Here is a 25,485-nt window from a genome sequence, read left to right as displayed (position 1 = left end):
GGCGCGGTTGCACGGTCGTATGGGAGGGCACGGGATGACCGAACACGAGCATGTGCGGGTGGCGGTGATCGGGTCCGGGTTCGGCGGGCTGGGGGCCGCGGTGCGGCTGCGGCGCGAGGGCGTCACCGACTTCGTCGTCCTGGAGCGCGCCGACAGCGTCGGCGGGACCTGGCGGGACAACAGCTACCCCGGGTGCGCCTGCGACGTACCGTCCCATCTGTACTCGTTCTCCTTCGCGCCCAACCCCGACTGGCCGCGCACCTTCTCCGGGCAGGAGCACATCCGCGGCTACCTGGAGCACGTCACGGACGTCTTCCGGCTCCGCCCCCACATCCGCTTCAACTCCGAAGTGAAGATGATGACTTGGGACGCGGAGCGGCTGCGCTGGGACATCGAGACCAGCAGCGGTTCCTACTCCGCCGACCTCGTCGTCTCCGCGACCGGACCGCTCTCCGACCCCAAGATCCCGGACATCCCGGGGCTCGACTCCTTCCCCGGCAAGGTCTTCCACTCCGCCCGCTGGGACCACGACTACGACCTGCGCGGCAAACGTGTCGCCATGGTCGGCACCGGCGCCTCCGCGATCCAGATCGTGCCGTCGATCCAGCCCGACGTGGAACGCCTCACCCTCTTCCAGCGCACCCCGCCCTGGGTCATGCCCCGCGTCGACCGCGCCATCAGCGGCGCCGAACGCGCCCTGCACCGCGCGCTGCCCTTCACCACCCAGGCCCGCCGCGGACTCCTGTGGGGCCTGCGGGAGTTGCAGGTCCAGGCGTTCACCAAGCGGCCCAACGAGCTGGGAATGGTCGAGCAGTTGGCCAAGCGGAACATGGCCCGCTCCATCAAGGACCCGGCCCTGCGCGCCAAGCTCACCCCCGACTACCGCATCGGGTGCAAACGCATCCTGCTCTCCAGCGCCTACTATCCGGCCCTCGCCCAGCCCAATGTCGACGTCGTCACCAGCGGGCTGAGCGAGGTGCGAGGCTCGACCGTCGTCGGTGCCGACGGCAGTACGGCCGAGGTCGACGCGATCGTCTTCGGCACCGGCTTCCACGTCACGGACATGCCGATCGCCGACCGGGTCGTCGGCGCGGACCGGCGGACGCTGGCCGAGGCCTGGCAGGGCGGAATGCAGGCGCTGCGCGGCGCCTCGGCGGCCGGGTTCCCCAACTGGATGACCATCATCGGGCCCAACACCGGCCTCGGGAACTCCTCCATGATCCTCATGATCGAGTCCCAGTTGAACTACATGGCCGACTACGTACGGCAGTTGGACGTCCTCGGCGGACGCGTCGCCCTCGACGCGCGGCCCGCCGCCGTGGACGCCTGGAACCGGCGCGTGCAGGAACGCATGAAGCGGACCGTGTGGAACACCGGCGGCTGCACCAGCTGGTACCTCGACGCCAACGGCCGCAACACCACCATCTGGCCCGGCACGACCGCCGAGTTCCGCACGGCCACGCGGCGCGTGCACCTCGCCGAGTACGAGGTCGTACGGGCGCCCGCCGAGAAGAAGGCCGAGGCCGCCGTATGAGCCGTCTCATGCATGTCGTCTCCGGGCCCTACGCCCCGCCCGTCCCCGTCCGTGAACTGACCGTCACCTCGGCCGACGGCTCCCGGCTGCATGTCGAGGTGCACGGCCCCGAGGGCGCGCCGGCCGTCGTCCTCGCGCACGGCTGGTCCTGCTCCACGGCCTTCTGGGCCGCGCAGACAAGGGACTTGGCGGTCGACCACCGGGTCGTCGTCTACGACCAGCGGGGGCACGGGCGCAGTCCGGCGGCCCTCACCTACAGCACCGGCGCGCTCGCCGACGACCTGGAAGCCGTACTCGAAGCGACCCTCACCCCTGGCGAGAAGGCCGTGATCGTGGGGCACTCCATGGGCGGGATGACCGTGCTGGCGGCGGCCGGGCGGGCCCGGTTCCGGGAGCACGCGGTGGCCGTACTGCTGTGCAGTACGGGCAGTTCGCGGCTGGTCGACGAGTCGCTCGTGGTGCCGGTGCGGGCCGGGCGGACGCGGACCTGGCTGACCCGGAAGGTCCTCGGCACGCGGGCGCCGCTCGGGCCGGTCACGCCCGCCGCGCGCCGGATCCTGAAGTACGGGACGATGGGACCCGGTTCCGCGCCGCACATGGTCGAGGCGTGCGCGCGGATCGTGCACGCGTGTCCGAGGACGGTGCGGCACGCGTGGTCGCAGGTCCTCGACTCCCTCGATCTCGACCACGGCGTACGGGAGTTGGCGGTGCCCACGGCCGTCGTCGTCGGTACGGCGGACCGGATGACGCCGCCGGTGCACGCGCGGGCGCTGGTCGCCGCGCTGCCGCAGTGCGTCGGGAGCACCGAGCTGACGGGGCTCGGGCACATGACCCCCGTCGAGGCGCCGGAGCTGGTCAGCGGGAAGATCCGCGAACTGGCCGCCACCTACATCGAGTTGGACCCGAGCGATCAGATCAAGGAGGGCGCATGAGCAACAAGGTGAGCCTGGAGGGTCAGGTCGCGGTCGTGACCGGGGCCGCGCGGGGCGTCGGCGAACTGCTCGCCCGCAAGCTCTCCGCGCGGGGCGCGAAGGTGGCGCTGGTCGGGCTGGAGCCGGACGCGCTCAAGCAGGTCGCCGAGCGGCTGCACACCGACAGCGGCCACTGGTACGCGGACGTGACGGACCACGAGGCGATGGCGCGGGTGGCCGGGGAGGTCAAGGAGCGGTTCGGGAAGGTCGACATCGTCGTCGCCAACGCGGGGGTCGCCGGCGGCGGGCCCTTCGTCGACTCCGATCCGGTCGCGTGGCGGCGGGTGATCGAGGTCAATCTGATCGGGTCCGCCGTGACCGCGCGGGCGTTCCTGCCGGTGCTGATGGAGAGCCGCGGGTATCTGCTGCAGATCGCGTCCCTCGCCGCGATCACGCCCGCGCCGATGATGACCGCGTACTGCGCGTCCAAGGCGGGCGTCGAGGCGTACGCGCACAGCCTGCGCGCCGAGGTCGGCTACAAGGGCGTGCGGGTCGGCGTCGGGTATCTGTCGTGGACCGACACGGACATGGTGCGCGGGGCCGATCAGGACGACGTCATGCGGGAGCTGCGGCAGCGGTTGCCGTGGCCGGCCAACAAGACGTATCCACTGGGGCCGGCCGTGGACCGGATCGTCGCCGGGATCGAGCGCCGGGCGAGTCATGTGTACGGGCAGGGGTGGCTGCGGGGGACGCAGGGCGTGCGCGGGTATCTGCCGGGGATCATCGGGGCGGTGGGGCAGCGGGAGATGCGGCGGTTCGGGGCGCGGCTCGACGGGATGCGGTCCGGGCTCGTCGGCGCGGGTGGGGCGGCCGACGAGGCCGCGCGTGCTACGGAGGGTGACTGATCGAGATGCGGGGGGTGATCGGGCGTGTGAATCTGGTCGAGGCCCGGTCAAGGGCCGTTTCCCCCCACTACGGGAGTGAACCCACATGGGTAAGAAGGACAAGTTCCAGGACAAGGCCGAAGAGCTCGCAAACAAGGCCAAGGAGAAGGCGGGCCAGGGGCGGGACGAGGCGCGCGAGCGCGGCCAGGGCCGCCCGGAAGAGGCGCGCGAGCGCGGCCAGGGTCGCCCGGACGAGGCGGCGCGTCAGCGCGGGCAGCAGCGGGACGAGACCTCCGAGCGCATGCAGCGTGAAGAGGACCGGATGGACCAGGACTACGACGTTTAGTCGGAGTCTGATTGCGTGGGGCGCCCTGGGTTATTGGGGCGTCCCACGTTTCGTTGTTGGGTGCGGGGCCGGTAGGGGCCGGGCGCGCACACGCGGCGGAGCCGCAATAGATACAGCCCCGCGCTCCTAGGTGAGTTGCCCGCCGGTTTCTCAAGAACGTGGCGGGAGTTTGGGTCTCGAGCGGTCCGGTACGTCGTTGTAGTTCGGCGGTGTTGCCGCCGGGTGGATCGCCAGCAGATCCAGCGCCAGCCTGATCGCGTCGTCCAACTGGGCGTGTCTGCCCTCCGCCCAGTCCAATGGCGTGCGGAGGATCTCCAAGTCCGGGGTTACGCCCCTGTTTTCCACCGACCAGCCGTAGGCGTCGAACCAGGCCGCGTTCATCGGCACGGTGATCACCGTGCCGTCGCCGAGTTGGTGGCGGCCGGTCATGCCGACCACTCCGCCCCAGGTGCGTTGGCCGACCACCGGACCCAGCTTCAGCAGCTTGAAGGCCGCCGTGATCATGTCGCCGTCCGACGAGGTCGCCTCGTCCGCCAGCGCAACCACCGGGCCCCTGGGGGCATTTGAGGCGTACGACACCGGCTGGGCGTTGCGGGTCAGATCCCAGCCGAGGATGGTGCGGGTGAGTTTCTCGACGACCAACTCGCTGATGTGGCCGCCCGCGTTGCCGCGTACGTCGACGATGAGGGCGGGGCGGGAGACCTCAAGGCGCAGGTCGCGGTTGAACTGGGCCCAGCCGGAGCCGCCCATGTCGGGGATGTGGAGGTAGCCGCAGTGACCGCCGCTCAACTCCCGTACCACCGCCCGGCGTTTGGCCACCCAGTCCTGGTAGCGGAGGGGGCGTTCGTCGATGAGGGGGACCACGGCTACACGGCGTGCTCTGCCTTCGCCCTCCGCCGGGGTGAACGTCAGCTCCACCGTTGTGCCGCCCGCGCCCGCCAACAGGGGGTAGGGGCCCGTGAGTTGGTCCACCGGGCGGCCGTCGACGTGGGTCAGGACCGCGCCCTCGCGGATGCCCGTGCCGGCCAGCGGGGAGCGGGCCTTGGAGTCGGAGGACTCGCCGGGGAGGATGCGGGTCACCGTCCAACCTCCCTCCCTGCGGACCAGGTTGGCGCCCAGCAGGCCCTGGCGGCGCTGGTAGTGGGGAGGGCCCTCGTTGCGGCGGGACGGGGTGACGTAGGCGTGCGAGGTGCCCAACTCGCCCAGGACTTCGCGGAGCAGGTCCGCGAAGTCGTCGGGGGTCGCGACGCGTTCCACCAGGGGGCGGTACTGGTCCAGGACTCCGTTCCAGTCGATGCCGCACATCTGCGGGTCCCAGTAGTAGGCGCGGATCAGGCGGCCCGCCTCCTCGTAGGACTGGCGCCATTCGGCGGGCGGGTCGACCTCGTGCAGGATGCGGCGCAGGTCGATCCAGACGGTCGAATCTCCGTCGCCGGACTCCGTCGAGGGGACCGCTCGTAGCTCGTCCTCGTCGACCACCACCAGCCGTGAGCCGTCGCCGCTCACCGCGAACCAGTCGAGGTGGTCCACGAGTTCGGACTTCTTCGCCTTGTTGATGTTGAAGTACTCGAGGGTCGGCCGGCCGCTGGTGTCGTCCGGGTTGGCGAAGGTCTCGCCCAGCGCGCCCGAGATCGGCCAGCGCAGCCAGACCAGGCCGCCGCCCGAAACCGGGTACAGCGCCGAGTACTTGGAGGCCGAGACCGGGAAGGGGGTGACCCTGCTCTCCAGGCCCTCGACCTCCACCGTCACCGCGCCGTCCGCGCCCTCGTCGTCCTCCGCCGCGTCGAGGCCCCCGGCGGCCGGGCGGCCCTCCGGGGTCAGGGCGAAGGGGGAGGGGGTGGCCGAGGAGAGGGGGACGAGGTAGGGGCGGCAGCCCAGCGGGAAGGACAGGTCGCCGGTGTGGACGTCGTAGACCGGGTCGAAGCCGCGCCAGGAGAGGAAGGCGAGGTAGCGGCCGTCCCTGGTGAAGACCGGATTCTCGTCCTCGAAGCGGCCGTTGGTGACGTCGACGATCAGACGGTCCTTTATCCGGGCCATCTTGATCTGGCGGAGGGAGCGGCCGATGCCAGGGTGGGACCAGGTCAGCCAGCTGCCGTCGGGGGAGAAGGCGAGGTCCCGGACCGGCCCGTTGATCGAGCAGATCAGCTCCGTCACCTCGCCTTCCCCAGAGTCCGTCCGGGGGGTGCCCCCAGAGCCCTCGGTCGCGTCCAGCAGGAGCAGCCGTCCGTCGTGCGCGGCGACCGCGAGGCGCTCGCCCGCCGGGTCCGACACCAGCTCCAGTACGCGGCCCAGCTCGCCGGAGGCGAGCCGGCGGGGGGCGCGGTCGCCGGTGGCGCGGGGGAGGTAGACGATCTCGATCGCGTCCTCGCCGTCCGCGTCGGTGACGTAGGCGACCTGTCCGCCCGAGCCGAGCATCTCGGGGAGCCGGACCCGTACGCCCGGGGTGTCGGTGATGGTGCGGGCTGGGCCGTCGCGGTGGGTCAGCCAGTACAGGCTGCCGCGGACGACTACGGCGCTCGCCCGGCCCGTCTCGTCGACCGAGATGCCGTCGACGTGCTGGGCGGCGGGGACCTGGTACGTACGACGGCCGGGGCGCGGGCCGCTCAGGCGGACGTCGAGCCTGCGCGGGACCGAGGCCGGCGACAGGTCGTCGACGATCCACAGGTCACCGGCGCACTGGTACACGACCCGGGTGCCGTCGCTCGCCGCGTGCCGGGCGTAGAAGGCGTCGTGGTCGGTGTGGCGGCGCAGGTCGGAGCCGTCGTAGGAACAGGAGTAGAGGTTGCCGATGCCCTCGTGGTCGGAGAGGAAGGCGATGCGGCCGTCGACGAACATCGGGGAGTGCAGATGGCCTTCGAGGCCGGCGAGGAGGCGGCGGCCGTGCAGCCAGAGGCGGCCCGTGGCGCCGCCGCGGTAGCGCTTCCAGGCGGCCGGTTCGTGCGGTGGGGTGCCGGTGAGGAGAAGGGTCCGGTGCTCGCCGTCGATGTCGGCGAGCTGGATGTCGGAGACCGGGCCCCAGGGGAGCCGGCCGCCGGGGTCGCCGTCGGTGGGGACCTTGTGGGCCCAGGTGAAGTAGGAGAACGGCTCGCCGTGCGAGGCCACCGCGAGGATGTCGGAGTTTCCCTCCCCGTCGGGGGGCGTCCAGCCGCAGACCTGGGTGTCGGCGCTGCCCCAGTAGGTGAGTCTGCGGCCGGGTCCGCCGTCGACCGGGACGAGGTGGATCTCCGGGACCAGGCTCCGCCAGGTCGTGTACGCGAGGTGGTGGCCGTCGGGGGAGAAGCGGGGGTGGCCGACCTTGGTGCGGTCGACGGTGAGGCGCCAGGCGCGGCCCCCGCCGTCGAGGGGGGCCAGCCAGAGGTCGTCCTCGGCCACGAAGCTCAGGAGGTCTCCGTTGAGGTGCGGCAGGCGCAGATAGCTCACGTCCCTATGCTTTTCCGCGGGACGGACCGGAGCAACTTATGAAAAATCACCGAGGGGACTCGACTGGTGACCCGGCACACGTACGAAACGGTTTCGTTTCGTAGAAGGGTGCGCTACATTCGTCATGTACGAAACCGTGTCGTTCGGAGCTGGAAGGTGAGTCGCATGACTGAAGTCGCAACGGCGCGTCGCAGTCGCATCACACCCGAGCGCGAGGCCGAGCTCTACGCGGCCGTGCTCGACCTGCTCCGCGAAGTCGGCTACGACGCCCTCACCATGGACGCCGTCGCCGCCCGCACCCGCTCCAGCAAGGCGACCCTCTACCGCCAGTGGGGCGGCAAGGCCGAGCTGGTGGCCAAAGCGGTGCGGCACAACAAGCCGGGCCGGCCCACCGACGTCGACACCGGAACACTCCGGGGCGACATGCACGCCATGGTGGCCCGCGAGGACGACTGCCGGATCGAGCAGAACTCCGCGCTGATGCGGGGTCTGGCCATGGCGACGCACAACAACCCGGACCTGCTGCAGGCATTCCGGGAGCTCCTCGTCGAACCGGAGATGGAAGAGTTCCGCGTCGTCATGCAGCGCGCAGTCGACCGGGGCGAGGTCCGTGCGGACTGCCCCGCGCTGGAGTTCGTGGTGCACATGATGATCGGCGCCTTCGCCACCCGCACGGTGATCGAGGACCTGCCGCCGACCAAGGCCTATCTGACCTCGTACATCGACGCCGTAGTGCTCCCCGCACTGGGCGCACCCACCACCTGACCGACCCCACAACACCCAGCAAGCCCACCTGACGTAACCGCTCACGTCGTCGGGCCGATCAGCCGTGTCCCCAACCGGCCGGTCACACCTGCCCCGAAGAACCCCACGACCTGACCGGGAGTACGCCCTCGTGGCCACGTTCCTCTACAAAGCCGGCCGGCTCGCCTTCAGGCGACGGCACTACGTCGCCCTCCTCTGGATAGCGCTGCTGACCCTCGCGGGAGTGGGCGCGGCCAGCGCGCCCGCAGCCGGATCCACCTCCTTCTCCGTACCGGGAACCGAGGCCCAGAAGGCCTTCGACCTGCTGGAACAGCGCTTCCCCGGGATGAGCGCCGACGGCGCCACCGCCCGGGTCGTCTTCAAGGCCCCGGCCGGCGAGAAGCTCGACACCGGCGCCAACAAGGCCACGATCGAGAAGACCGTCAAGGGCCTCGGCGACGGCTCCGAGGTCGTCTCGGTCGCCGACCCCTTCAAGGGCAAGGCCGTCAGCAAGGACGGCACGATCGCCTACGCGTCCGTGAAGTACAAGGTCTCCGGCATGGAGCTGAAAGACGCCTCCAAGGACGCCCTGAAGGAGACCGCGCAACAGGCACGTGACGCGGGACTGACCGTCGAGGTCGGCGGTGACGCGCTCACCGCGACCCCCGAGACGGGCTCCACGGAGATCATCGGCATAGCGGTGGCCGCAGTCGTCCTGGTCATCACCTTCGGCTCACTCCTCGCGGCCGGATTCCCGCTGCTCACCGCCCTGATCGGGGTCGGCATCGGCGTCTCGGCGATCACGGCCCTGGCCGGCGCCCTCGACCTGGGCACCACCACCTCCACCCTCGCGATGATGATCGGCCTCGCGGTCGGCATCGACTACGCCCTGTTCATCGTCTCCCGCTACCGGGCCGAACTGGCCGAGGGCCGCGAACGCGAGGACGCGGCCGGACGGGCCGTCGGCACGGCGGGCTCGGCGGTCGTCTTCGCGGGCCTGACGGTCGTGATCGCTTTGGTCGGCCTGTCCGTGGTCAACATCCCGATGCTGACGAAGATGGGCGTCGCGGCGGCCGGCACAGTCGCGATCGCGGTCCTCATCGCACTGACCATGATCCCGGCCCTGCTCGGCTACGCCGGCCGGAAGATCAAGCCGACCGGCCAGAAGAGCAAGCTCCTGGGCGGCGGACGCGCCGCCTCCGCGCAGAAGGCGTCCCGCCCGAACATGGGCACCCGCTGGGCGAGCTTCGTCGTACGACGCCCGCTGGCCGTCCTGCTCCTCGGCGTGATCGGACTCGGCGCGGCGGCCATCCCCGCGGCCTCCCTCGAACTGGGCCTGGGCGACGACGGCTCGCAGCCCACCTCCACCACCCAGCGCAGGGCCTACGACCTCTTGTCCGACGGCTTCGGCCCCGGCTTCAACGGCCCGCTGATGGTCGTAGTCGACGCGAAGGACAGCAAGACCCCCAAGGCCGACGTCACCACGGTGACCGACAAGATCAAGTCCCTGAAGGACGTCACCAGCGTCACCCCGGCGACCTTCAACAAGGACGGCGACACCGCGACGATCACCGTCATCCCGGACTCCAAACCGTCTTCCGTCACGACCGAGGACCTCGTCCACGGCATCCGGGACGCGGGCACCCGGATCAGGACGGACACCGACTCGACGGTCCTGGTCACCGGCACCACCGCGATGAACATCGACGTCTCGCAGAAGCTGAACGACGCCCTGATTCCGTACCTGATCCTGGTAGTGGGCCTGGCGTTCTTGTTGTTGATCGTGGTCTTCCGCTCGATCCTGGTCCCGCTGAAGGCGGCCCTCGGCTTCCTCCTCTCCGTCATGGCGGCCCTCGGCGCGGTCGTCGCGGTCTTCCAGTGGGGCTGGCTGTCCGGCCTGCTGGGTGTCGAGGAGACCGGCCCCGTCATGTCGATGATGCCGATCTTCATGGTCGGCGTGGTCTTCGGACTGGCCATGGACTACGAGGTGTTCCTCGTGACCCGGATGCGCGAGGCCCACGTCCACGGCGAGAAGCCGCGCCAGGCGATCGTCACCGGCTTCAAGCACAGCGCCCGGGTGGTGACGGCGGCGGCCGTCATCATGATCGCGGTGTTCTCCGGCTTCATCAGCTCCAGCGAATCCATGATCAAGATGATCGGCTTCGGCCTCGCGATCGCCGTCTTCTTCGACGCGTTCGTCGTCCGCATGGCGATCGTCCCGGCCGTCCTCGCCCTGCTGGGCGACAAGGCCTGGTGGCTGCCGAAGTGGCTGAACCGGGTACTGCCCAACGTCGACGTCGAGGGCGAAGGCCTGCGCGACCTCGACTCCAAGGACTCGGATCCCGACGAGGACCGGGAGTTGGTCCGGGCCTGAGGCGGCTGCCGCGAGGCACTGAGGCACCGGACAACTGATCTGCCGCGCCACCGAGTTCGGATGGCGCGGCAGATCGCGTCGGTGACAGGGTTACGGCCGTGACAGCACTGGACGATCTGGTACGGCTGCTCGGCCCGTCGACCGAGGCAAGGCCCCCGTCCCCCGACGACTGGACCGAGATCGAGGCGTACGTCGCCTCGCCACTGCCCACCGACTTCACGACGCTCCTCGACACCTACGGCACGGGCGTGATCTGCGACGAGCTGGTGGTCTTCCACCCGCGCGGCGACAGCCCGCTCCTGGACCGGATGCGCCAGGTCCACGAGAGACGCGCCGCGGCCCGGCGCCGCGCACCGGACCTGCACTCCTTCCCCGTCCACCCGGAACCCGGTGGCCTGATCTCCTGGGGCTACGACCACTCCGGCAACGAGCACTTCTTCTGGCCCTGCGACCCGGACCCCGACCAGTGGAAGGTCGTCACCGACAGCCACGGCCTGGAACTGGAGGTCTTTGAGGGGCCGTTCACCGCGTTCGTCCTCGACTTCATCGAGCGACTGCGGGACGTGGACCCGGACGGCGAGTTCGATCTGGATGACCTGGATGAACTCGACGAACTGGATGAACCGGAATCCGTGGAACCGAGCTTCAGACCGATCTGAACCGGGCCGATGTCAGTGGGCCGGACTAGCGTGTCGGACATGACCACACTCGCAGAACGGCCCCACACCGCACTCCTGCTGATCGACGTCCAGGTCGCCGTCGTGGCCGACGCGTACGAGCGTGACGCGGTCGTCGCCAACATCGCCGCACTCGCCGACCGGGCACGCGAGGAAGACGTCCCGGTCATCTGGGTCCAGCACTCCGACGAGAACGTGCCGAAGGGCAGCGAGGGCTGGCAGTACGTCCCCGAACTGACCCTCCGCGACCAGGAACCCCTGATCCACAAGCGCTACCCGGACTCCTTCGACGACACCACCCTGGAGGAGGTACTGGCCGCCGCCCAGGTCGGACGCCTGGTCGTGGCAGGCGCGTCCACCGACGCGTGCATCCGCTCCACACTCCACAGCGCGTTCACCCGCGGCTACGACGTGACACTCGTCGGCGACGCCCACACCACCACGGACCTGAGCAAGTGGGGTGCGCCGCCGCCGGAGCAGGTCATCGCCCACACGAACCTCTACTGGAAGTACCACACCGGCCCCGGCCGCACGGCGGGAGTCGAGCCGACGAAGGACGTCGCCCTCACAACCTGACCTCGGCCCAGACCGTCTTGCGCGGACGCGCGCCCTCGGCCACGCCCCAACGGTCGGCCAGCGCATTCCACCAACAACAGCCCCCGCCCCGACTCCGCGTCGTCCGGAACGGGTTCCGGAGCGATCCGGGGCACGAAGAAGCCCCGGGAGTGGGTGCACCTGGAGGAGCGGGCCGTTGAGTTGATGTTCTACAGCAGCCACAACATCAACGGGTTGCTGCAGGCGCCGGAGTACATGCGGAACCTTTTCGCGATGAGGCAGCCCCCACACAGCGAAGAGGTCGTGGAGCGGGAAACAGCCGCCCGTATCACTCGAACGCCCCATCGGAGGAAGGGAAGTTCTGCGGCGACAACTCGAACACCTCTTGGAGGTATCGCAGTTGAGGCAGGTCTCACTTCAGGTCATGCCGACCGACCTTGAGGAGCATGCCGGCGGATCGGGCCGGATCCAGGTGCTGAAGTTCGCTGACGGCACGGCGATCGGGCGTTCTGCGGGGCGTTCAACGGACGTTCGGTTGAGCACCCCAGGGACCTTCGGATTCTTGAGCTGCGCTATGGAATGATCCGGGCGCAGGCTCTCACACCCAAAGAATCAAGAGAGTTCATCGAACGAGTACTGGGGCGTCTATGAGCACCACGCAACTCCACTGGTTCAAGAGCAGTTACAGCGACGACAACGAACCCGGCGACTGCGTTGAAGTGGCCACCACCGCCACCGCGATCCACGTTCGCGACTCCAAGAACAAGCTGGCTATGGAGCTCGCTCTCTCCGCTCCCGTTTGGGGCGAGTTCGTCGCGTTCGTTTCGAAGTGAGCGTTGGGCCACTCGCTTCTTTGGCAGTGTCGGGCTTCCACGGGCCGCGTCAAGGGCGCTACGCGTCGGCTTCGCCGATGGCCCTGCGGGCCACCCTTGACCCGGCCCGCTCCAGCCCGTTTGAGAAGCGAGCGAGCGGCCCGGAGGAATGGGGGGCCCAGGTCTGCCGGCCCCGCACGTCGGCTTCGTCCGCAACCGGCGGAGCGGGGCGCGTCAGCGTCTCGCCAGCACGCCGGGTGGGCTTGCGGCCAACGGCCGGTGGGGGGGTGCTCGCGGTGCTGTGGGATGACGTGAAGTGTTTCTTCGACCTGGACTTGGTGGGGTCGTTGCCGGATGCGCGTGTCCCGAATGCCTCGGTGGAGGACTGGCAGGCGGTCCTCGACCTTGTGGCGGAGAAGGGCTGGAAGTGCCAGTACTCCGAGGGGGAGGGGGTGCTTCCAGTGCCCCGGGCGGAGGCCGTGCTGTCCCGTGCGGCGGATGCCGAGTGCCCGGAGCTGCGGGTCTGGCCGACGGCCGATGTGTTGGCGATCTTCCGTTTCCATGCCGGCGACGAAGTCGACTTCGACGTCGACCTGCGGGAGTTGCAAGGCCAGGACCGCCGTTTGGGCAAGCCGGTACTCATGGACCCGGAGGGTGAGTACGGCCATCCGGTGCTCGGCTTCGACGTCGAGGCTGATCGAGTCGTTCTCCTTGCAGACCCGCAGGCCAGGTGACTGGGGCATGGCGAAAAGGCCAGGGACCCCCATTGCGAAGCCAATGACCAATGAAGACGGTGGTGGGGAGAGGGGGGTGGGGTGGTGGGTCTGAAAAAGTGTGACGCTTTGGATGGAAAGTGACACACTTTTTCAGACCCCCTACCCCACCCCCCCACCCCCGGCCCTGTCCCTGGGGTCCACCCACTCGCGGTTGGCCGCTAAGCCGGCCCGGCGTGCTGGCGAGGCGCGGATGCGTCCCTCTCCGCCGGTTGCGGACGTAGCCGACGTGAGGGGCTGGCGGACCTCGGCCCCCCATTCTTCCCGGCCGCTCGCTCGCTTCTTCAACGGGCTGGAGCGGAGCGAGTCAAGGGTGGCCCGCAGGGTCATCGGCGAAGCCGACGCGACCGCAGGGAGCGCCCTTTACTCGGTCCGTGGAGGCCCGACACTGGCAAAGAAGCGAGTGGCCCAACGGCAAGAACCCAGTCGCAGGCCCAGTACACCCCCCGCTAGCGTGCGGTACATGACCACGAACGGCAGCGAAAACACCCAGGACTCAGACTCCGGCGCCAACCCCCGATTCGCCGAAGCCTTGCGGGAGTTGGGACTCGGGGAACTCCTCAGCAGCATCCGGCGCTTTCCGGACGCGACGCGTACCGCCGCGGAGGCCGCCGCCGCGATCGGGTGCGAGTTGAGTGAGATCTGCAAGTCCCTGATCTTCGCGGCGGACGGGGTACCGGTTCTGGTGCTGATGGACGGGGCATCGCGAGTGGACGTGGAGCGGGTTCGGGAGGAGCTCGGCGTCGAGAAGGTCACGCGGGCCAAGGCAGATGTCGTACGGGAGACGACGGGGTATGCCATCGGAGGCGTGCCGCCCTTTGGGCACCGTACGAAGACTCGTGTGCTCGCCGATCGTTCGCTGCTCGCGCACGATGTCGTGTGGGCCGCCGCCGGCAATCCGCATGCTGTGTTTCCCATGGAACCGAAGGAACTTGTCGCGTACGCCGGTGCCACCTTGGTGGACGTGCGCGAGCAGACCTTGTGACGCCACTGGTCGCCGCCGCCGTCCTGCTCGCCGCCGTCACGCACGCCTGCTGGAACGCCCTCGCGCACCAAATCACCGACAAGCTGGTCGGGTTCACGCTCATCACGGGCGGCGGCACGGTCATCGGGCTGGCGCTCGTGCCGTTCACGGCCTTTCCGGAAGCCGGCGCGTGGCCGTATATCGGGGCCTCCGCGCTCATTCATCTCGCCTACACACTCCTGTTGATGAAGTCGTTCCGGCTCGGGGACTTCGGGCAGGCCTATCCGATCGCGCGCGGCACCGCGCCCCTTGTCGTCACCGTTTTCGCCGCCCTCTTCGCACACGAGGTGCCCGACGGGTGGGCGGCGGCGGGTATCGCGCTGTCGTGCACGGGGCTGACCGGTGTCGCGCTGTGGGGGATGCGCGGGCGGCGGCCCAACTGGGCGGCGATCGGGGCCGCGTTGGCGACGGGGCTGTCGATCGCCACGTACACCGTCCTGGACGGGCTGGGTGTGCGCGCCTCGGGGTCGTCGCTGGGGTACATCGCCTGGTTGATGGCGGCGGAGGGGTGGATGATCCCGGCCTACGCCTTCTACCTTCGGCGCGGTCAACTCCTCTCGGAGCTACGGCCGTTCGCCGCCGTCGGGTTTCTCGGTGCCGTCTTGTCCGTGCTGGCGTACGGACTCGTCCTGTGGGCCCAGACCCGCGCGGACCTCGCACCCATCGCCGCCCTGCGCGAGTCGTCGATCATCGTCGGGGCGGCCATCGGGGCGGTCTTCTTCAAGGAGCGGTTCGGGGCGCCGCGTATCGCCGCCGCCGTGCTGCTGGTGGCCGGGATCGGGCTGATGCTGCGGGCGGGTTGACCGTTTCTTCACCGGGCTTGTCGACGACTTGACGATCCGTTCCATGGGCGTTCAGACGGCTGTCTGTGTGTGTGATGTGTGGTGCCCCTAGGGTCCCTGAGGATTCGAAAGAAGGGGCTCATGGAGACACTCCACGCGGTCCGGGCCGGCGGGATCACCAAGTGCTTCGGCGATGTCGTCGCGCTCGACGGTGTCGATCTGGATGTGACGCAGGGCCAGATCCATGGTCTGGTCGGGCCGAACGGGGCGGGCAAGACCACCTTGCTCGGTCTGCTGCTGGGGCTGGCCGTCGCCGACAGCGGGCGGCTGGAGATCCTCGGTCAGCAGGTCGGGCGGGCGTTCGCCGCCCCCGACGGTGTGGCCGGTTTCGTGGACGGGCCCGGCCTCTACCCTTCGCTCACCGCCCGGCAGAACCTCGCCGCGCTGGCCGCACTGCGCGGCCATGACGCGCGGACGGCGGGGATCGACGACGTGCTCGACCAGGTCGGGCTCACCGATGTCGCCGACGACCGGGCCCGCGGCTTCTCGCTCGGGATGCGCCAGCGCCTCGGGCTCGCCGCCGCACTGCTCACCAGACCCCGGCTGCTCGTCCTCGACGAACCGTCCAACGGCCTTGATCCGGCGGGCAAGAGACATGTGCACGGGGTGCTCAGCAGACTCGCCGCCGAGGGAACCGGCGTGGTGCTCTCCAGCCACCGTATGGACGATCTGGAGGCGCTGTGCTCGGAGGTCACCATCCTCGCCACCGGACGGGTCGTGTTCTCCGGCCCGTTGAGCAAGCTGGCCGCCGAGAGCCGTGAACTGGACTACCGGTTGCGGACGTCCGACCCCGGGGCCGCGCGCCGGCTCGCCGCCGACACCGCCGGCATCCGGATCGTCGACGACAGCGTCGTACGGCAGGACGCCGACGTGTTTGTCGTACGCGCGCTGACACCCGCCCTCGACGAACTGGTGGCCCAGCTCGTGCGGTCGGGCATCGCCGTGCGTGAACTCGCCCCCGTGGTATCGCCGTTGGAGGCCGCGTTCCTCGCGCTCACCGAACAAGAACAGCGGCAGGAACAGCAGCAGGAGGTCGGCCGGTGACCGTGACCGCCGTCGTCGAACCCGTCGTCGTGGCCCGCCGTGTCTCGGTCGCGCGCGGCTACCGTTTCGAACTCGTCAAGCTGGTCTCGCAGTGGCGGATCCGGCTGCTGGTGCTTGCCTGCTGGGTCGCGCCCGCGCTCTTCGTCGCCGGGGTGAGCGGGCAGAGCACCCTCCCCTCCGACACTCTCTTCGGCCGCTGGATGCACGCCACGGGGTGGGCCGGGCCGCTGGTCATGCTGGGGTTCGCGGGCAGTTGGGCGCTCCCGCTGCTGACCTCGCTCGTCGCGGGCGATGTGTTCGCGGCCGAGGACCGGCTCGGCACCTGGCGGCATCTGCTGGTGGCGGTCCGTTCGCCCGCGCGGATCTTCGTGGCGAAGGCCCTGGCCAGTGTCACGGTCATCCTGGCGCTGGTGGCGGGGCTGGCCGTCTCCAGTACGGTCGGCGGGCTCCTGGCCGTCGGCAACCAGCCGCTGGTCGGTCTCGACGGCCACCTGCTCGCGCCGGGTGACGCGGCCGGCCGGGTCCTGCTCGCCTGGCTCTGTGCCCTCGCCCCGACCCTGGCGCTGGCCGCGATCGGCCTCCTCGGGTCGGTCGCGCTGGGGCGGTCCTCGATGGGGCTGCTGCTGCCGGTGCTGGTCGCGCTCGCGATGCAGGTCGCCCAGATGCTGCCGCTGCCCGTCGCCGTGCGTCTCGCCCTGCCCTGCTATGCCTTCATCGCCTGGAACGGCCTGTTCACCAGCCCGGCCCAGCTCACCCCGCTGCTGATCGCCGTCGCGGTCAGCCTGGCGTGGACGGTGCTCGCCACCGTCCTCGCCCATCTCCTGTTCGTACGGCGGGACTTCACCAACCCGGCCGACGACGGCTCCGGGCGCCGCGCGTTCACCTTCGGCGTGCTGCCGCTGGCCGCGCTGACCGCCGTCACCGTGGGGGCGGTCGCCGTGGCGACACCGTCGACGGGCTCCGGGATCGAGCAGGGGAAGGTGCAGAAGTCCCTCGCGACGGTGTTCGCCCACCTCTATCGCCTGCAGACCGGGCAGCTGCACCGGCCCGCCGTCACCGAGGCCCAGTTGCGGACCTCGGCGGCGTGCACCAAGAGCGACGGCCAGGCCGCCCAGGAGGGCGCGGGCAACGACTGGCGCTGCGTCGTGAGCTGGCATCTCCCCGGGGTCGCGGTCACGGGGTCGGCGATCTACCAGCTCGACATCACCTCTGACGGGCGGTTCGTGGCGGACGGTGACGGTCCCAAGGAAGTCAACGGCTACTTCCTGGTGCGGACTTCGACCGGTGACGCCCCGAATCCGCTGTGGCAGTTCGACGGCATCGTCGAGCTGCTCGACACCCAGTGAAGGGAACAGTTCCGTGCAGGTAATCCGTCGACGTCGGATCATCGAGAAGAAACAGGTCAACCTCTTCGGCAGACACGTCGGCCGCCGGGCACTGCTGGTGACGACGGGTATCGCCGTCGCCCTCGGTGTCACGGGCACGGCGGTCGCCTCGACATACCAGTTCGGCACCCAGCAGGTCGGCCAGACCACGGCCAACGGCCAAGTCATCTCCAGCGACCAGTACATCAAGCCGTACGGCAGCCGCACCGTCATCAACGACGGCAAGATCATGTCGTCGACGGTCAGCCCGGACGGCACCCGGCTCGCGGCCTCGGTCGCCGACGGCGACGCCTCTCTGGTGGTCATGGACCTGACTACCGGTCAGATCAAGCAGAAGATCGGCACCAGTACGGCGGACGACCTGCGCATCAGCAGCGGTGCCGTCGGCCAGGAGGGCCCGACCTACTCGCCCGACGGCAAGCAGCTGTGGCTCGGGCAGGCAGGCGGCTACACCAAGTTCACCGTCAACGCCGACGGCACCCTCGCGAGCCCCACCGCCGTCCCGATCGCGGCCGACGGTGCCAAGCAGGCTCTCGTGGGCGCGGCCGTGTTCTCCGCCGACGGCTCCACCGTCTACTCGGCGGTCAACGGCCAGAACAAGGTCGTCGCCATCGACGCGGCGACCGGAACCATCAAGCAGAGCTGGGCAGTCGGCACCGCCCCGCGCGGAATCGCCCTGGTCGGCGGCACGTTGTACGTCAGCAACGAGGGCGGGCGCCCGGCGAAGGCCGGCGACACCACCATCAACTCCTACGGCACCGACGTGCCCGCGAACCCGAAGACGGGCGCCAGCACCACCGGCACGGTCAGCGTCATCGACACCGCGGACCCGTCCGCCGCCGTCGGCACCATCGCCGTAGGACTGCACCCGACCGCCGTGTACGCCAAGAAGGGCGCGGTGTTCGTCACCAACACCGCCGACAACAGCGTGTCGGTCATCGACACCGGCAAGGACAAGGTCGTCCAGACCATCGCCACCCAGCCGTGGCCCGAGGCGTCCGTCGGCTACGAGCCGAACGCGGTGACGCTCACCGACGACGGCCGGCTGCTGGTCACGCTCGGCCGCGCCAACGCGGTCGCCGTCTACCACTACAGCTCCCCGCAGCAGCCCGCCCGCTACGTCGGCCTGCTCCCCACCGACTACTTCCCCTCGGGAATCACGGCCATCGGCAAGCAGGTCGTCGTCGCCAACACCCGTGGCGTGGACGCGCTCCGTCCCGACGCCGCCGGCCACAACACGCACGACACGACGTCGAGCCTGACGCAGTTCACGCTGCCCAGCGACCTCGTCGTCAGGTCCCAGACGGCCAAGGTCTTCAAGCAGAACGGCTGGACGCCCGGCTCGGTCACCACGGCCAAGGGCAGGAGCTACGCGAAGGCCGTCCCGGTCCCCGCCCGGCTCGGCGACCCCTCGACGATCAAGCACGTCTTCCTGCTCGTCAAGGAGAACCGCACCTACGACCAGGTCTTCGGCGACCTCCCGCAGGGCAACGGCAACGCCTCGCTCACCCAGTTCGGCGAGAACGTGACGCCCAACCAGCACGCGCTGGCCCAGCAGTTCGGGCTCTACGACAACTTCTACGACATCGGCACCAACTCCGCCGAGGGCCACAACTGGCTGATGCAGTCGGACAACCCGGAGTACACCGAGTCCTCGGCCGGCGAGTACACGCGCAGCTACGACACCGAGAACGACGTCCTGGGCCACCAGAAGTCCGGGTTCATCTGGACCGGCGCGCAGGCGGTCGGCAAGTCCGTCAAGGACTTCGGCGAGTTCCAGTCGCTGGAGACCAAGCCGGCCGGCGCGACCTGGCAGAACCTGTACTGCGACAGCAAGAACATGGCCGCCACCGGAGCGCAGACCGCCTACCCCATCAAGACGGGCTCGGCGATCCCCTCCCTCAACGACGTGTCGGTGCAGGGCTTCCCACTCTTCGACCTCGGCGTCCCGGACATCTACAAAGAGCAGATCTGGCAGCAGGACTTCGACAAGAACGGCCCGGCGAACCTGAACATGTTCTGGTTCTCCAACGACCACACCGGAGGCCCGGCCAACGCGGCGGCCGAGGTCGCCGACAACGACCTCGCGGTCGGCAGGATGGTCGACCAGATCACCCACAGCAAGTACTGGAAGGACTCGGCGATCTTCGTCGTCGAGGACGACTCCCAGGCAGGCCTTGATCACGTCGACGGCCACCGCGCCCCGGTCCAGGTCATCAGCCCCTACGCCAACCACAGCACGGTCGACGACCACTACTACTCGCAGATCACGATGGTCCGCACGATCGAGCAGATCCTCGGCATCCACCCGATGAACCAGCTCGACAGCGCGGCCACCCCGATGTACGGCGCGTTCACGAGCAAGGCCGACGACACCCCGTTCACCGCGGTCCCCAACCGCACATCCCTCACCCTCGGCGTGAGCCCCCAGCCGTCCTGCGGCCCGGACACCCCTGCGGCCCAGAACACCCTGGCCGCACCCGCACCGACGACGGTCTCGGTCCCGGCGGCCGAGAAAACGCTCGCGGCCCAGTGGAAGACATGGGCCTCCCACCAGCGCCTCACGGGCCCGAACGCGGTCCCCGACTACGCCAACCCCACCCAGATGAACCGCTACACCTGGTACCAGACCCACAACTGGACCAAGCCCTACCCCGGCGACAAGAAGCTCTACACGCCGGATGACGTCCCCGGCGCCTACCTCCCGTCCCCGGAAAACGACGGCTGACAAACGCCGCCCCTAAAGGCGGCCCGCAGGGCCTGCCTTTAGGGGCGCGGGGAACTGCGCGCCCAGCCCCAACGGCGCAGCACCCAACCGACGACCCATCCCTCAGGCAACAGACACGCCCAACGAGCCCACACCGGACAGGTCATGGGCCCGAACGCTGTTACGGTCCGTCGCCGCCCGCCCCAGCGCATGATGCGGCCACAACCCCCCAGCCACCCGCCGCGACCGTTCACCCCACTCACGCGCCTCAACACCACCCGCCTTGTAGTGGTTGAGCGCATACCCCCCGGAGTGCACGCGCAGCAGCAGAAACCCCCCGGGATAGTCCTTCGCAGCGGTGACCTCCTGCTGCACGACATGCGGCGCCCGCACCAGGGTCGTCCTCTTGTTGCGGTGGGTGTGCCCCGCGTGATGAAGAAAGACCCCCGGCGCCGAGGCATACGCGTCGACGATCGCCCGCGCCTGCCGCCGATCGAGTTGCTGCCCCCGGGTCACCGGAAACACGGAGTCCCGTACCGTCAGCGGATGGTGGCCGAAGACGACGGTCGGCCGGTCCGGCTCGGCGCTGAGCCGGCCCCGGAACCAGGACAACTGCTCCTCACCGAGCCCACCCGCGTCACCGCCGTTGCCGGCCTTGGCATACGTGTCGAGCCCGATGATCCGCAGCCCGCCGAGATCGTGCGCGAAGTACCCGGGCCCGTCGCCGAAGCCCTCCCGGAAACCCTCGTGGAACGTGTCGGCGGAGCTCCCCGCACGGTCGTGGTTGCCGCGTACGACGAGGTAGTCCCGGCCGAGCGTGCCGAAGCCGTCCAGGATGCGTCTGGCCTCGGCCAGGTCCCGCGGCGATCCGCCCGCCGAGATGTCCCCGGCGGCGAGCAGGACGTCCGCCCCGCGCCGCTTGGCCTCCTCGACCAGGGCCCGGGTCATGATCTCCGGATAGGCGGCGAGGCCCGCCGCCTGCGACACCCCGCGCAGCAGCGGGAAGCCCGCCATGCGGCCCGCGGTGGTCTCGCCGAGGTGCAGGTCGTTGCAGAGGGCGATGGACAACAGGTGCCTGCCGGGCGGGGGCTGGGGCGTGGTGAAGGAGTACGTGCCGGTCAGGGAGCCGAGGCCGTGCCGCGAGGTGCCGACGGCGTTCCCGCGCACGTGCTGCAACGGCGTCGGTACGGCGGTCACGCCCCGGGAACGCGCCCGGTAGTAGTACGTCTGCCCGGGTTCCAGGCCGGTCAGCTCCACCTGGTGGTGCGCGGTGGGCCGGTCCTCGGCCGCGACGCGGTTGAGCCGGGCCGGGTGGGTGCCGTAGATGACCTCGCCCTCGGTGACCGCGGGGAGCGGGTGGCCGAAGCCGTCGTCGGTGCCGGGTATCCGGGTGTGCCAGGTGAGGATGGCGCTGTCCTCGGTGAGGGTGACCAACTCCAGGTGGACGGCGGCCAGTTGGCGGTATCCGCCGCGCGGGGACCGGCCGTGGGCGGCACGCACCAGCGCCGGGGCGAGGAGCGCGCCGGAGCGCAGGACGTCGTAGGGGGTGGGGAGCGCGGCGAGGGCCGCGAGGGGAGCCGAGAAGCAGCAGCGCATACCCCATTGTTGCCCCAGGGTCGTGAACGCCGGCCGTGGCGCCGACAGCCGTAGCCGTACCAGTGCGCTACGACAGGGCGGTGCGCACCGCCCTGACCAGCGCCTGCGCCCGTGGATCAGCCGTCACGCTCTTGCGGAACGAATTCGTCACATACCCGAACGCGATGCCCGACTCCGGGTCGGCGAAGCCCAGGGCGCCGCCCCGGCCCGGGTGGCCGAAGGAGCCGTCCGACAGGAGCGGGGACGCGCCGCCGTGCAGCATGTAGCCCAGGCCGAAACGGGTGCCCACCACCAGGACGCGGTCGGGGCCCGACGAGCGTTCCGTGCGGGCCAGCTGGACCGTCTCCGGGGTGAACAGCCGTGTCCCGCCGTCCAGTTCGCCGATCAGCGAGGCGTAGACGCGGGCGAGGCCGTCCGCCGTCGCGATGCCGTTCGACGCGGGGAGTACGGCGGCCCGGTACGCCGGGTCGTTCTCGTCCGGCATCGGGGTGATCGCCCCGAACGCGCGCCGGGTGAGGGAGTCGGGGTTCGCGTACGCCTCGGAGACCGAGCGCTTGGGGCGGAGGCGGAGTGCGTGCGCGTCCGCCGGGGCCGCCTCGGTCTGCGCCACCCGGCCCACCCGGCCCGTCTCGCCCGGCGGCAGGCCCACCCACAGGTCCGCCCCGACCGGGCCCGCGATCTCGTCCGCGATCCACTCACCGATCGACCGGCCCGTCACCCGCCGGACGAGTTCACCGGTCAGCCAGCTGTACGTCTGCGCGTGATATCCGTGGTCCGTGCCCGGCTCCCACACCGGCGCCTGCGCCGCCACCGCCGCGGCGCCCTGCACCGGGTCTGCGGCCTGCGCCGGGGTCAGCGGGTGGTCCAGCACCGGCACGCCCGCGCGGTGCGCGAGCAGGTGCCACACCAGGGTGCGTTCCTTGCCGGCCGTCTTGTACTCGGGCCAGTACTCGCCCACCGGAGCGTCTAGGTCCAGTTCCCCGCGCTGCGCGAGCAGGAGCAGCGCCGCGGCGGCCACGCCCTTCGTCGCCGAGCGGACGATCTGGGCCGTGTCCCGCTGCCAGGGTGCGGTGCCGTCGACGTCCTTCGTGCCGGCCCACAGATCCACGACCCGGTGGCCGTCCCGGTACACCGTCACGGCCGCGCCCCGGTCCCCGCGTACGTCGAAGTTGGCCGCGAACGCCTCCCTGACCGGCTCGAAGCCCTCGGCCACCACGCCGTTCACGTCCACGTCCGCACTCCTGATCCTGCCGATCCGCTGTCCTACCTCAACCAAGCAGGATCGTGACGTCGATGTTCCCGCGCGTCGCGTTGGAGTACGGGCAGATCTCGTGGGCCGCGTCCACCAGCTTCGCCGCGATGTCCGGGTCGAGCACCGGGAGCGAGACGCTCAGGGCGACCGCGAGGCCGTAGCCGCGCTGCTTGTTGGGGCCGATGCCGACCTTCGCGGCGACGGTGGAACCGGTCAGGTCGAAGCCGGCCCTACGGCCGACCAGGACCAGCGCGTTGTGGAAGCAGGAGCTGTAGCCGGCCGCGAAGAGCTGCTCGGGGTTGGTGCCGTTGCCGTCGCCGCCCAGCGCCGGGGGCATCGCGACCTGGAGGGCGAGCTGGCCGTCCAGGCTGCTGACATAGCCGTCCCGGCCGCCGTGGGCGGTGGCCTCGGCGACGTACATGATCTTCGTCGGGCGGGTGTCGACGGCGGTGTCGTCGGCCATGGCGGGACCTCCCCCAGAACGGAAACACAAGACGGAAATACGAGAGTGTGCAACTACATCGTGCACAAGATACTGACCGGTAGGGCGCCGATGGCCACCAGGGGGTAGCAACCGCCGGTAACCCGAGGTCAGCGGGCCCGTTCCGCCGCCGCCTCCGCGCGCTCCGCCAGCCGCCGCAGCTCCGCGCGCAGGCGGACCACCTCCGGCATCTCCAGCTCCGTCGCCGCCAGCAGCGCGCCCGGCACCCGGGCCGCGCGTTCCCTCAACGCACTGCCGCGCTCCGTGCAGGCGACCAGCACCGAGCGCTCGTCGTGCGCGGCGCGCTCGCGGTGGACGAGTCCGGCCGCCTCCAGGCGCTTCAGGAGCGGCGACAGCGTGCCGTAGTCGAGGCGCAGGGCGTTCGAGAGGTCCTTGACCGTGCTCTCGCCGCGCTCCCACAGCACGAGGAGGACGAGGTACTGCGGGTAGGTCAGCTCCAACTCCTCAAGGAGCGGGCGGTACGCGGCCGTCAGCGCGCGCTGGGCCGCGTACAGCGCGAAGCACAGCTGCTCGTCGAGGAGCAGCGACGCGGCAACCGTATGGTCCTCGTTCGTCACGCGCCCATTGTCACGGACCGCGGGTCGAACCCGAAGGGCAACTCCAGACGATGGGCCCGCATCAGCGCGTCGTCGGCGAGGAGTTCGCCGGTCTTCCCGTCCGCCGCGATCACCCCGTCGCTGAGGATCAGCGAGCGCGGGCACAGCTCCATGGCGTACGGCAGGTCGTGCGTGACCATGAGGACGGTCACGTCCAACGACCGCAGGATGTCGGCCAGTTCGCGCCGGGAGGCGGGGTCGAGGTTGGAGGACGGCTCGTCGAGGACGAGGATCTCCGGTTCCATCGCCAGCACGGTTGCCACGGCCACCCTGCGCCGCTGCCCGAAGGAGAGATGGTGCGGAGGGCGGTCCGCGAAGTCCGCCATCCCCACCAACTCCAGTGCCGTGCACACCCGTTGCTCCAGCTCGGCGCCCTTCATCCCGGCCGCCGCCGGGCCGAACGCCACGTCCTCGCGGACCGTCGGCATGAAGAGCTGGTCGTCGGGGTCCTGGAAGACGATCCCGACCCGGCGCCGGATCTCCGCCATGTGCCGCTTGCCGACCGGGAGTCCGGCCACCGTCACCGTCCCGGCGCCGCCGGTGAGGATGCCGTTGAGATGCAGGACGAGGGTGGTCTTGCCGGCGCCGTTCGGGCCGAGCAGGGCGACGCGTTCGCCGCGCGCGACGGTGAAGTCCACGCCGAACAGGGCCTGATGGCCGTCGGGGTAGGCGAAGGCCAGCCCGGAGACCTCCAGCGAAAGGGAATCGGTCACAGCGTCCATCCCAACAGACATACGACAAGGGCGGCACAGGGCAGTGCGAGGGCGTACGACCACTGCGCCCGGTCGGCGGTCACCTCGTCGATCACCGGCATCGAGCCCGCGTAACCCCGGCTCACCATGGCCAGATGGACCCGCTCCCCGCGTTCGTAGGAGCGGATGAACAACGCGCCCGCCGACTTCGCGAGCACACCCCAGTGCCGGACACCCCGGGCCTCGAAACCCCGTGACTCGCGGGCGATCCGCATCCGCCGCATCTCGTCCGTGATGACATCGCCGTAGCGGATCATGAAGGACGCGATCTGGACGAGGAGCGGCGGGAGCTTCAACCGCTGTAGTCCCAGGAGGAGTTCGCGGAGTTCGGTGGTGGCGGCGAGGAGGACGGAGGCGGCGACGCCCAGGGTGCCCTTGGCAAGGACGTTCCAGGCGCCCCAGAGGCCGTTCACGCTCAACTCCAGGCCCAGGACGGTCACTTGCTCACCCTCCGCCACGAACGGCATCAGCACCGCGAACGCGACGAAGGGCACCTCGATCAGCAGGCGGCGGAGCAGGAAAGCCGCCGGCACGCGGGCCGCGTACGCGACGCACGCGAGCAGCACGGCGTACAGACCGAACGCCCACATCGCCTCGCGCGGGGTCGACACCACGACCACCACGAACGCGAACACGGCGGCCAGCTTCGTGTGCGGCGGCAACGCGTGGACCCGCGAGTGGCCCTGCCGGTAGAGCCGGTGGGCTCCCCCACTCTCGGCTCCGCTCGAGCGGGAGGTACCCCCATCCGCGCCCAC

22 protein-coding genes and 2 pseudogenes are annotated in these 25,485 nt (G+C 70.1%); 16 read left to right on the top strand and 8 right to left on the bottom strand.

What is annotated here, in order from left to right; genetic code table 11:
• The first annotated feature begins 34 nt into the window (after positions 1-34).
• The 4 genes from OH768_RS21610 (at position 35) to OH768_RS21595 (ending at position 3,675) form a co-directional block, all read left to right on the top strand.
• Complete coding sequence (locus OH768_RS21610; RefSeq protein WP_406455982.1) at positions 35-1,534, top strand: flavin-containing monooxygenase; 1,500 nt, start codon at positions 35-37, stop codon at positions 1,532-1,534.
• Positions 1,531-2,466, top strand: a complete 936-nt coding sequence (locus OH768_RS21605; RefSeq protein ID WP_406455980.1) for an alpha/beta fold hydrolase — start codon at positions 1,531-1,533, stop codon at positions 2,464-2,466. Before OH768_RS21610 ends, OH768_RS21605 begins: the two co-directional genes overlap by 4 nt.
• Positions 2,463-3,350 (top strand): SDR family oxidoreductase, encoded by an 888-nt coding sequence (locus OH768_RS21600; protein ID WP_406455978.1) that lies wholly within the window; start codon positions 2,463-2,465, stop codon positions 3,348-3,350. Before OH768_RS21605 ends, OH768_RS21600 begins: the two co-directional genes overlap by 4 nt.
• Before the next feature lie 85 nt (positions 3,351-3,435).
• Positions 3,436-3,675 carry a hypothetical protein gene (locus tag OH768_RS21595; protein ID WP_406455976.1) on the top strand — a complete coding sequence of 80 codons (240 nt, stop codon included), beginning with the start codon at positions 3,436-3,438 and terminating at the stop codon, positions 3,673-3,675.
• 150 nt (positions 3,676-3,825) lie between these two features.
• Here the strand turns inward: OH768_RS21595 and OH768_RS21590 are convergent, their stop codons facing one another.
• A complete protein-coding gene (locus OH768_RS21590; protein WP_406455974.1) occupies positions 3,826-7,095 on the bottom strand; it encodes a S41 family peptidase in 3,270 nt (1,089 codons plus the stop codon).
• A gap of 165 nt (positions 7,096-7,260) precedes the next feature.
• On the opposite strand from OH768_RS21590, the gene OH768_RS21585 reads away from it, so the two are divergent.
• The 4 genes from OH768_RS21585 (at position 7,261) to OH768_RS21570 (ending at position 11,466) form a co-directional block, all read left to right on the top strand.
• Complete coding sequence (locus tag OH768_RS21585; protein ID WP_406455972.1) at positions 7,261-7,860, top strand: TetR/AcrR family transcriptional regulator; 600 nt, start codon at positions 7,261-7,263, stop codon at positions 7,858-7,860.
• A 130-nt stretch (positions 7,861-7,990) separates the two neighbouring features.
• Complete coding sequence (locus OH768_RS21580) at positions 7,991-10,213, top strand: MMPL family transporter (protein WP_406455970.1); 2,223 nt, start codon at positions 7,991-7,993, stop codon at positions 10,211-10,213.
• 98 nt (positions 10,214-10,311) lie between these two features.
• Positions 10,312-10,872, top strand: coding sequence for a hypothetical protein (locus OH768_RS21575; RefSeq protein WP_406455968.1), 561 nt, complete (start codon positions 10,312-10,314; stop codon positions 10,870-10,872).
• Between the two features lie 39 nt (positions 10,873-10,911).
• On the top strand, positions 10,912-11,466 hold the full coding sequence (locus OH768_RS21570) for a cysteine hydrolase family protein (protein ID WP_406455966.1): 555 nt from the start codon (positions 10,912-10,914) through the stop codon (positions 11,464-11,466).
• On the opposite strand, the pseudogene OH768_RS21565 reads toward OH768_RS21570, so the two are convergent.
• A pseudogene (locus OH768_RS21565) lies at positions 11,456-11,573 on the bottom strand (ATP-binding protein); the annotation flags it as partial. The gene OH768_RS21570 and the pseudogene OH768_RS21565 overlap by 11 nt on opposite strands.
• A gap of 76 nt (positions 11,574-11,649) precedes the next feature.
• On the opposite strand from OH768_RS21565, the pseudogene OH768_RS21560 reads away from it, so the two are divergent.
• The 8 genes and pseudogenes from OH768_RS21560 (at position 11,650) to OH768_RS21525 (ending at position 20,053) form a co-directional block, all read left to right on the top strand.
• Positions 11,650-12,028 (top strand): annotated as a pseudogene (locus tag OH768_RS21560) (Scr1 family TA system antitoxin-like transcriptional regulator).
• Positions 12,029-12,092: 64 nt separating this feature from the next.
• Entirely contained in the window at positions 12,093-12,278 is a 186-nt protein-coding gene (locus OH768_RS21555; RefSeq protein ID WP_406455964.1) for a DUF397 domain-containing protein, read from the top strand.
• A 266-nt stretch (positions 12,279-12,544) separates the two neighbouring features.
• Positions 12,545-12,991 carry a hypothetical protein gene (locus OH768_RS21550; protein ID WP_406455962.1) on the top strand — a complete coding sequence of 149 codons (447 nt, stop codon included), beginning with the start codon at positions 12,545-12,547 and terminating at the stop codon, positions 12,989-12,991.
• A gap of 502 nt (positions 12,992-13,493) precedes the next feature.
• Positions 13,494-14,015, top strand: coding sequence for a YbaK/EbsC family protein (locus tag OH768_RS21545; RefSeq protein ID WP_406455960.1), 522 nt, complete (start codon positions 13,494-13,496; stop codon positions 14,013-14,015).
• Positions 14,012-14,857, top strand: coding sequence for a DMT family transporter (locus OH768_RS21540; RefSeq protein ID WP_406455958.1), 846 nt, complete (start codon positions 14,012-14,014; stop codon positions 14,855-14,857). Before OH768_RS21545 ends, OH768_RS21540 begins: the two co-directional genes overlap by 4 nt.
• A 120-nt stretch (positions 14,858-14,977) precedes the next feature.
• Positions 14,978-15,940: an ABC transporter ATP-binding protein gene (locus OH768_RS21535; protein WP_406455956.1), complete on the top strand. Its 963-nt coding sequence runs from the start codon at positions 14,978-14,980 to the stop codon at positions 15,938-15,940.
• A complete protein-coding gene (locus OH768_RS21530; RefSeq protein WP_406455954.1) occupies positions 15,937-17,286 on the top strand; it encodes an ABC transporter permease in 1,350 nt (449 codons plus the stop codon). Before OH768_RS21535 ends, OH768_RS21530 begins: the two co-directional genes overlap by 4 nt.
• A 13-nt stretch (positions 17,287-17,299) precedes the next feature.
• Positions 17,300-20,053: a phosphoesterase gene (locus tag OH768_RS21525; protein WP_406455952.1), complete on the top strand. Its 2,754-nt coding sequence runs from the start codon at positions 17,300-17,302 to the stop codon at positions 20,051-20,053.
• Between the two features lie 102 nt (positions 20,054-20,155).
• Here the strand turns inward: OH768_RS21525 and OH768_RS21520 are convergent, their stop codons facing one another.
• The 6 genes from OH768_RS21520 to cbiQ all read right to left on the bottom strand — a co-directional run bounded on the left by OH768_RS21520 (position 20,156) and on the right by cbiQ (position 25,485).
• Entirely contained in the window at positions 20,156-21,628 is a 1,473-nt protein-coding gene (locus OH768_RS21520; protein WP_406455950.1) for a metallophosphoesterase, read from the bottom strand.
• A 67-nt stretch (positions 21,629-21,695) separates the two neighbouring features.
• Positions 21,696-22,859, bottom strand: coding sequence for a serine hydrolase domain-containing protein (locus OH768_RS21515; protein ID WP_406455948.1), 1,164 nt, complete (start codon positions 22,857-22,859; stop codon positions 21,696-21,698).
• A gap of 37 nt (positions 22,860-22,896) precedes the next feature.
• Entirely contained in the window at positions 22,897-23,343 is a 447-nt protein-coding gene (locus OH768_RS21510) for an organic hydroperoxide resistance protein (RefSeq protein ID WP_406455946.1), read from the bottom strand.
• Positions 23,344-23,471: 128 nt separating this feature from the next.
• Complete coding sequence (locus tag OH768_RS21505; RefSeq protein ID WP_406455944.1) at positions 23,472-23,939, bottom strand: MarR family winged helix-turn-helix transcriptional regulator; 468 nt, start codon at positions 23,937-23,939, stop codon at positions 23,472-23,474.
• Positions 23,936-24,712: an energy-coupling factor ABC transporter ATP-binding protein gene (locus tag OH768_RS21500; RefSeq protein WP_406455942.1), complete on the bottom strand. Its 777-nt coding sequence runs from the start codon at positions 24,710-24,712 to the stop codon at positions 23,936-23,938. The genes OH768_RS21505 and OH768_RS21500 overlap by 4 nt, the downstream gene beginning before the upstream one ends.
• Positions 24,688-25,485, bottom strand: coding sequence for a cobalt ECF transporter T component CbiQ (cbiQ, locus tag OH768_RS21495; protein ID WP_406455940.1), 798 nt, complete (start codon positions 25,483-25,485; stop codon positions 24,688-24,690). Before cbiQ ends, OH768_RS21500 begins: the two co-directional genes overlap by 25 nt.

Source organism: Streptomyces sp. NBC_01622 (genome assembly GCF_045209635.1).
GTDB lineage: Bacteria > Actinomycetota > Actinomycetes > Streptomycetales > Streptomycetaceae > Streptomyces.
This window is presented reverse-complemented; position numbering and strand designations above follow the sequence as displayed.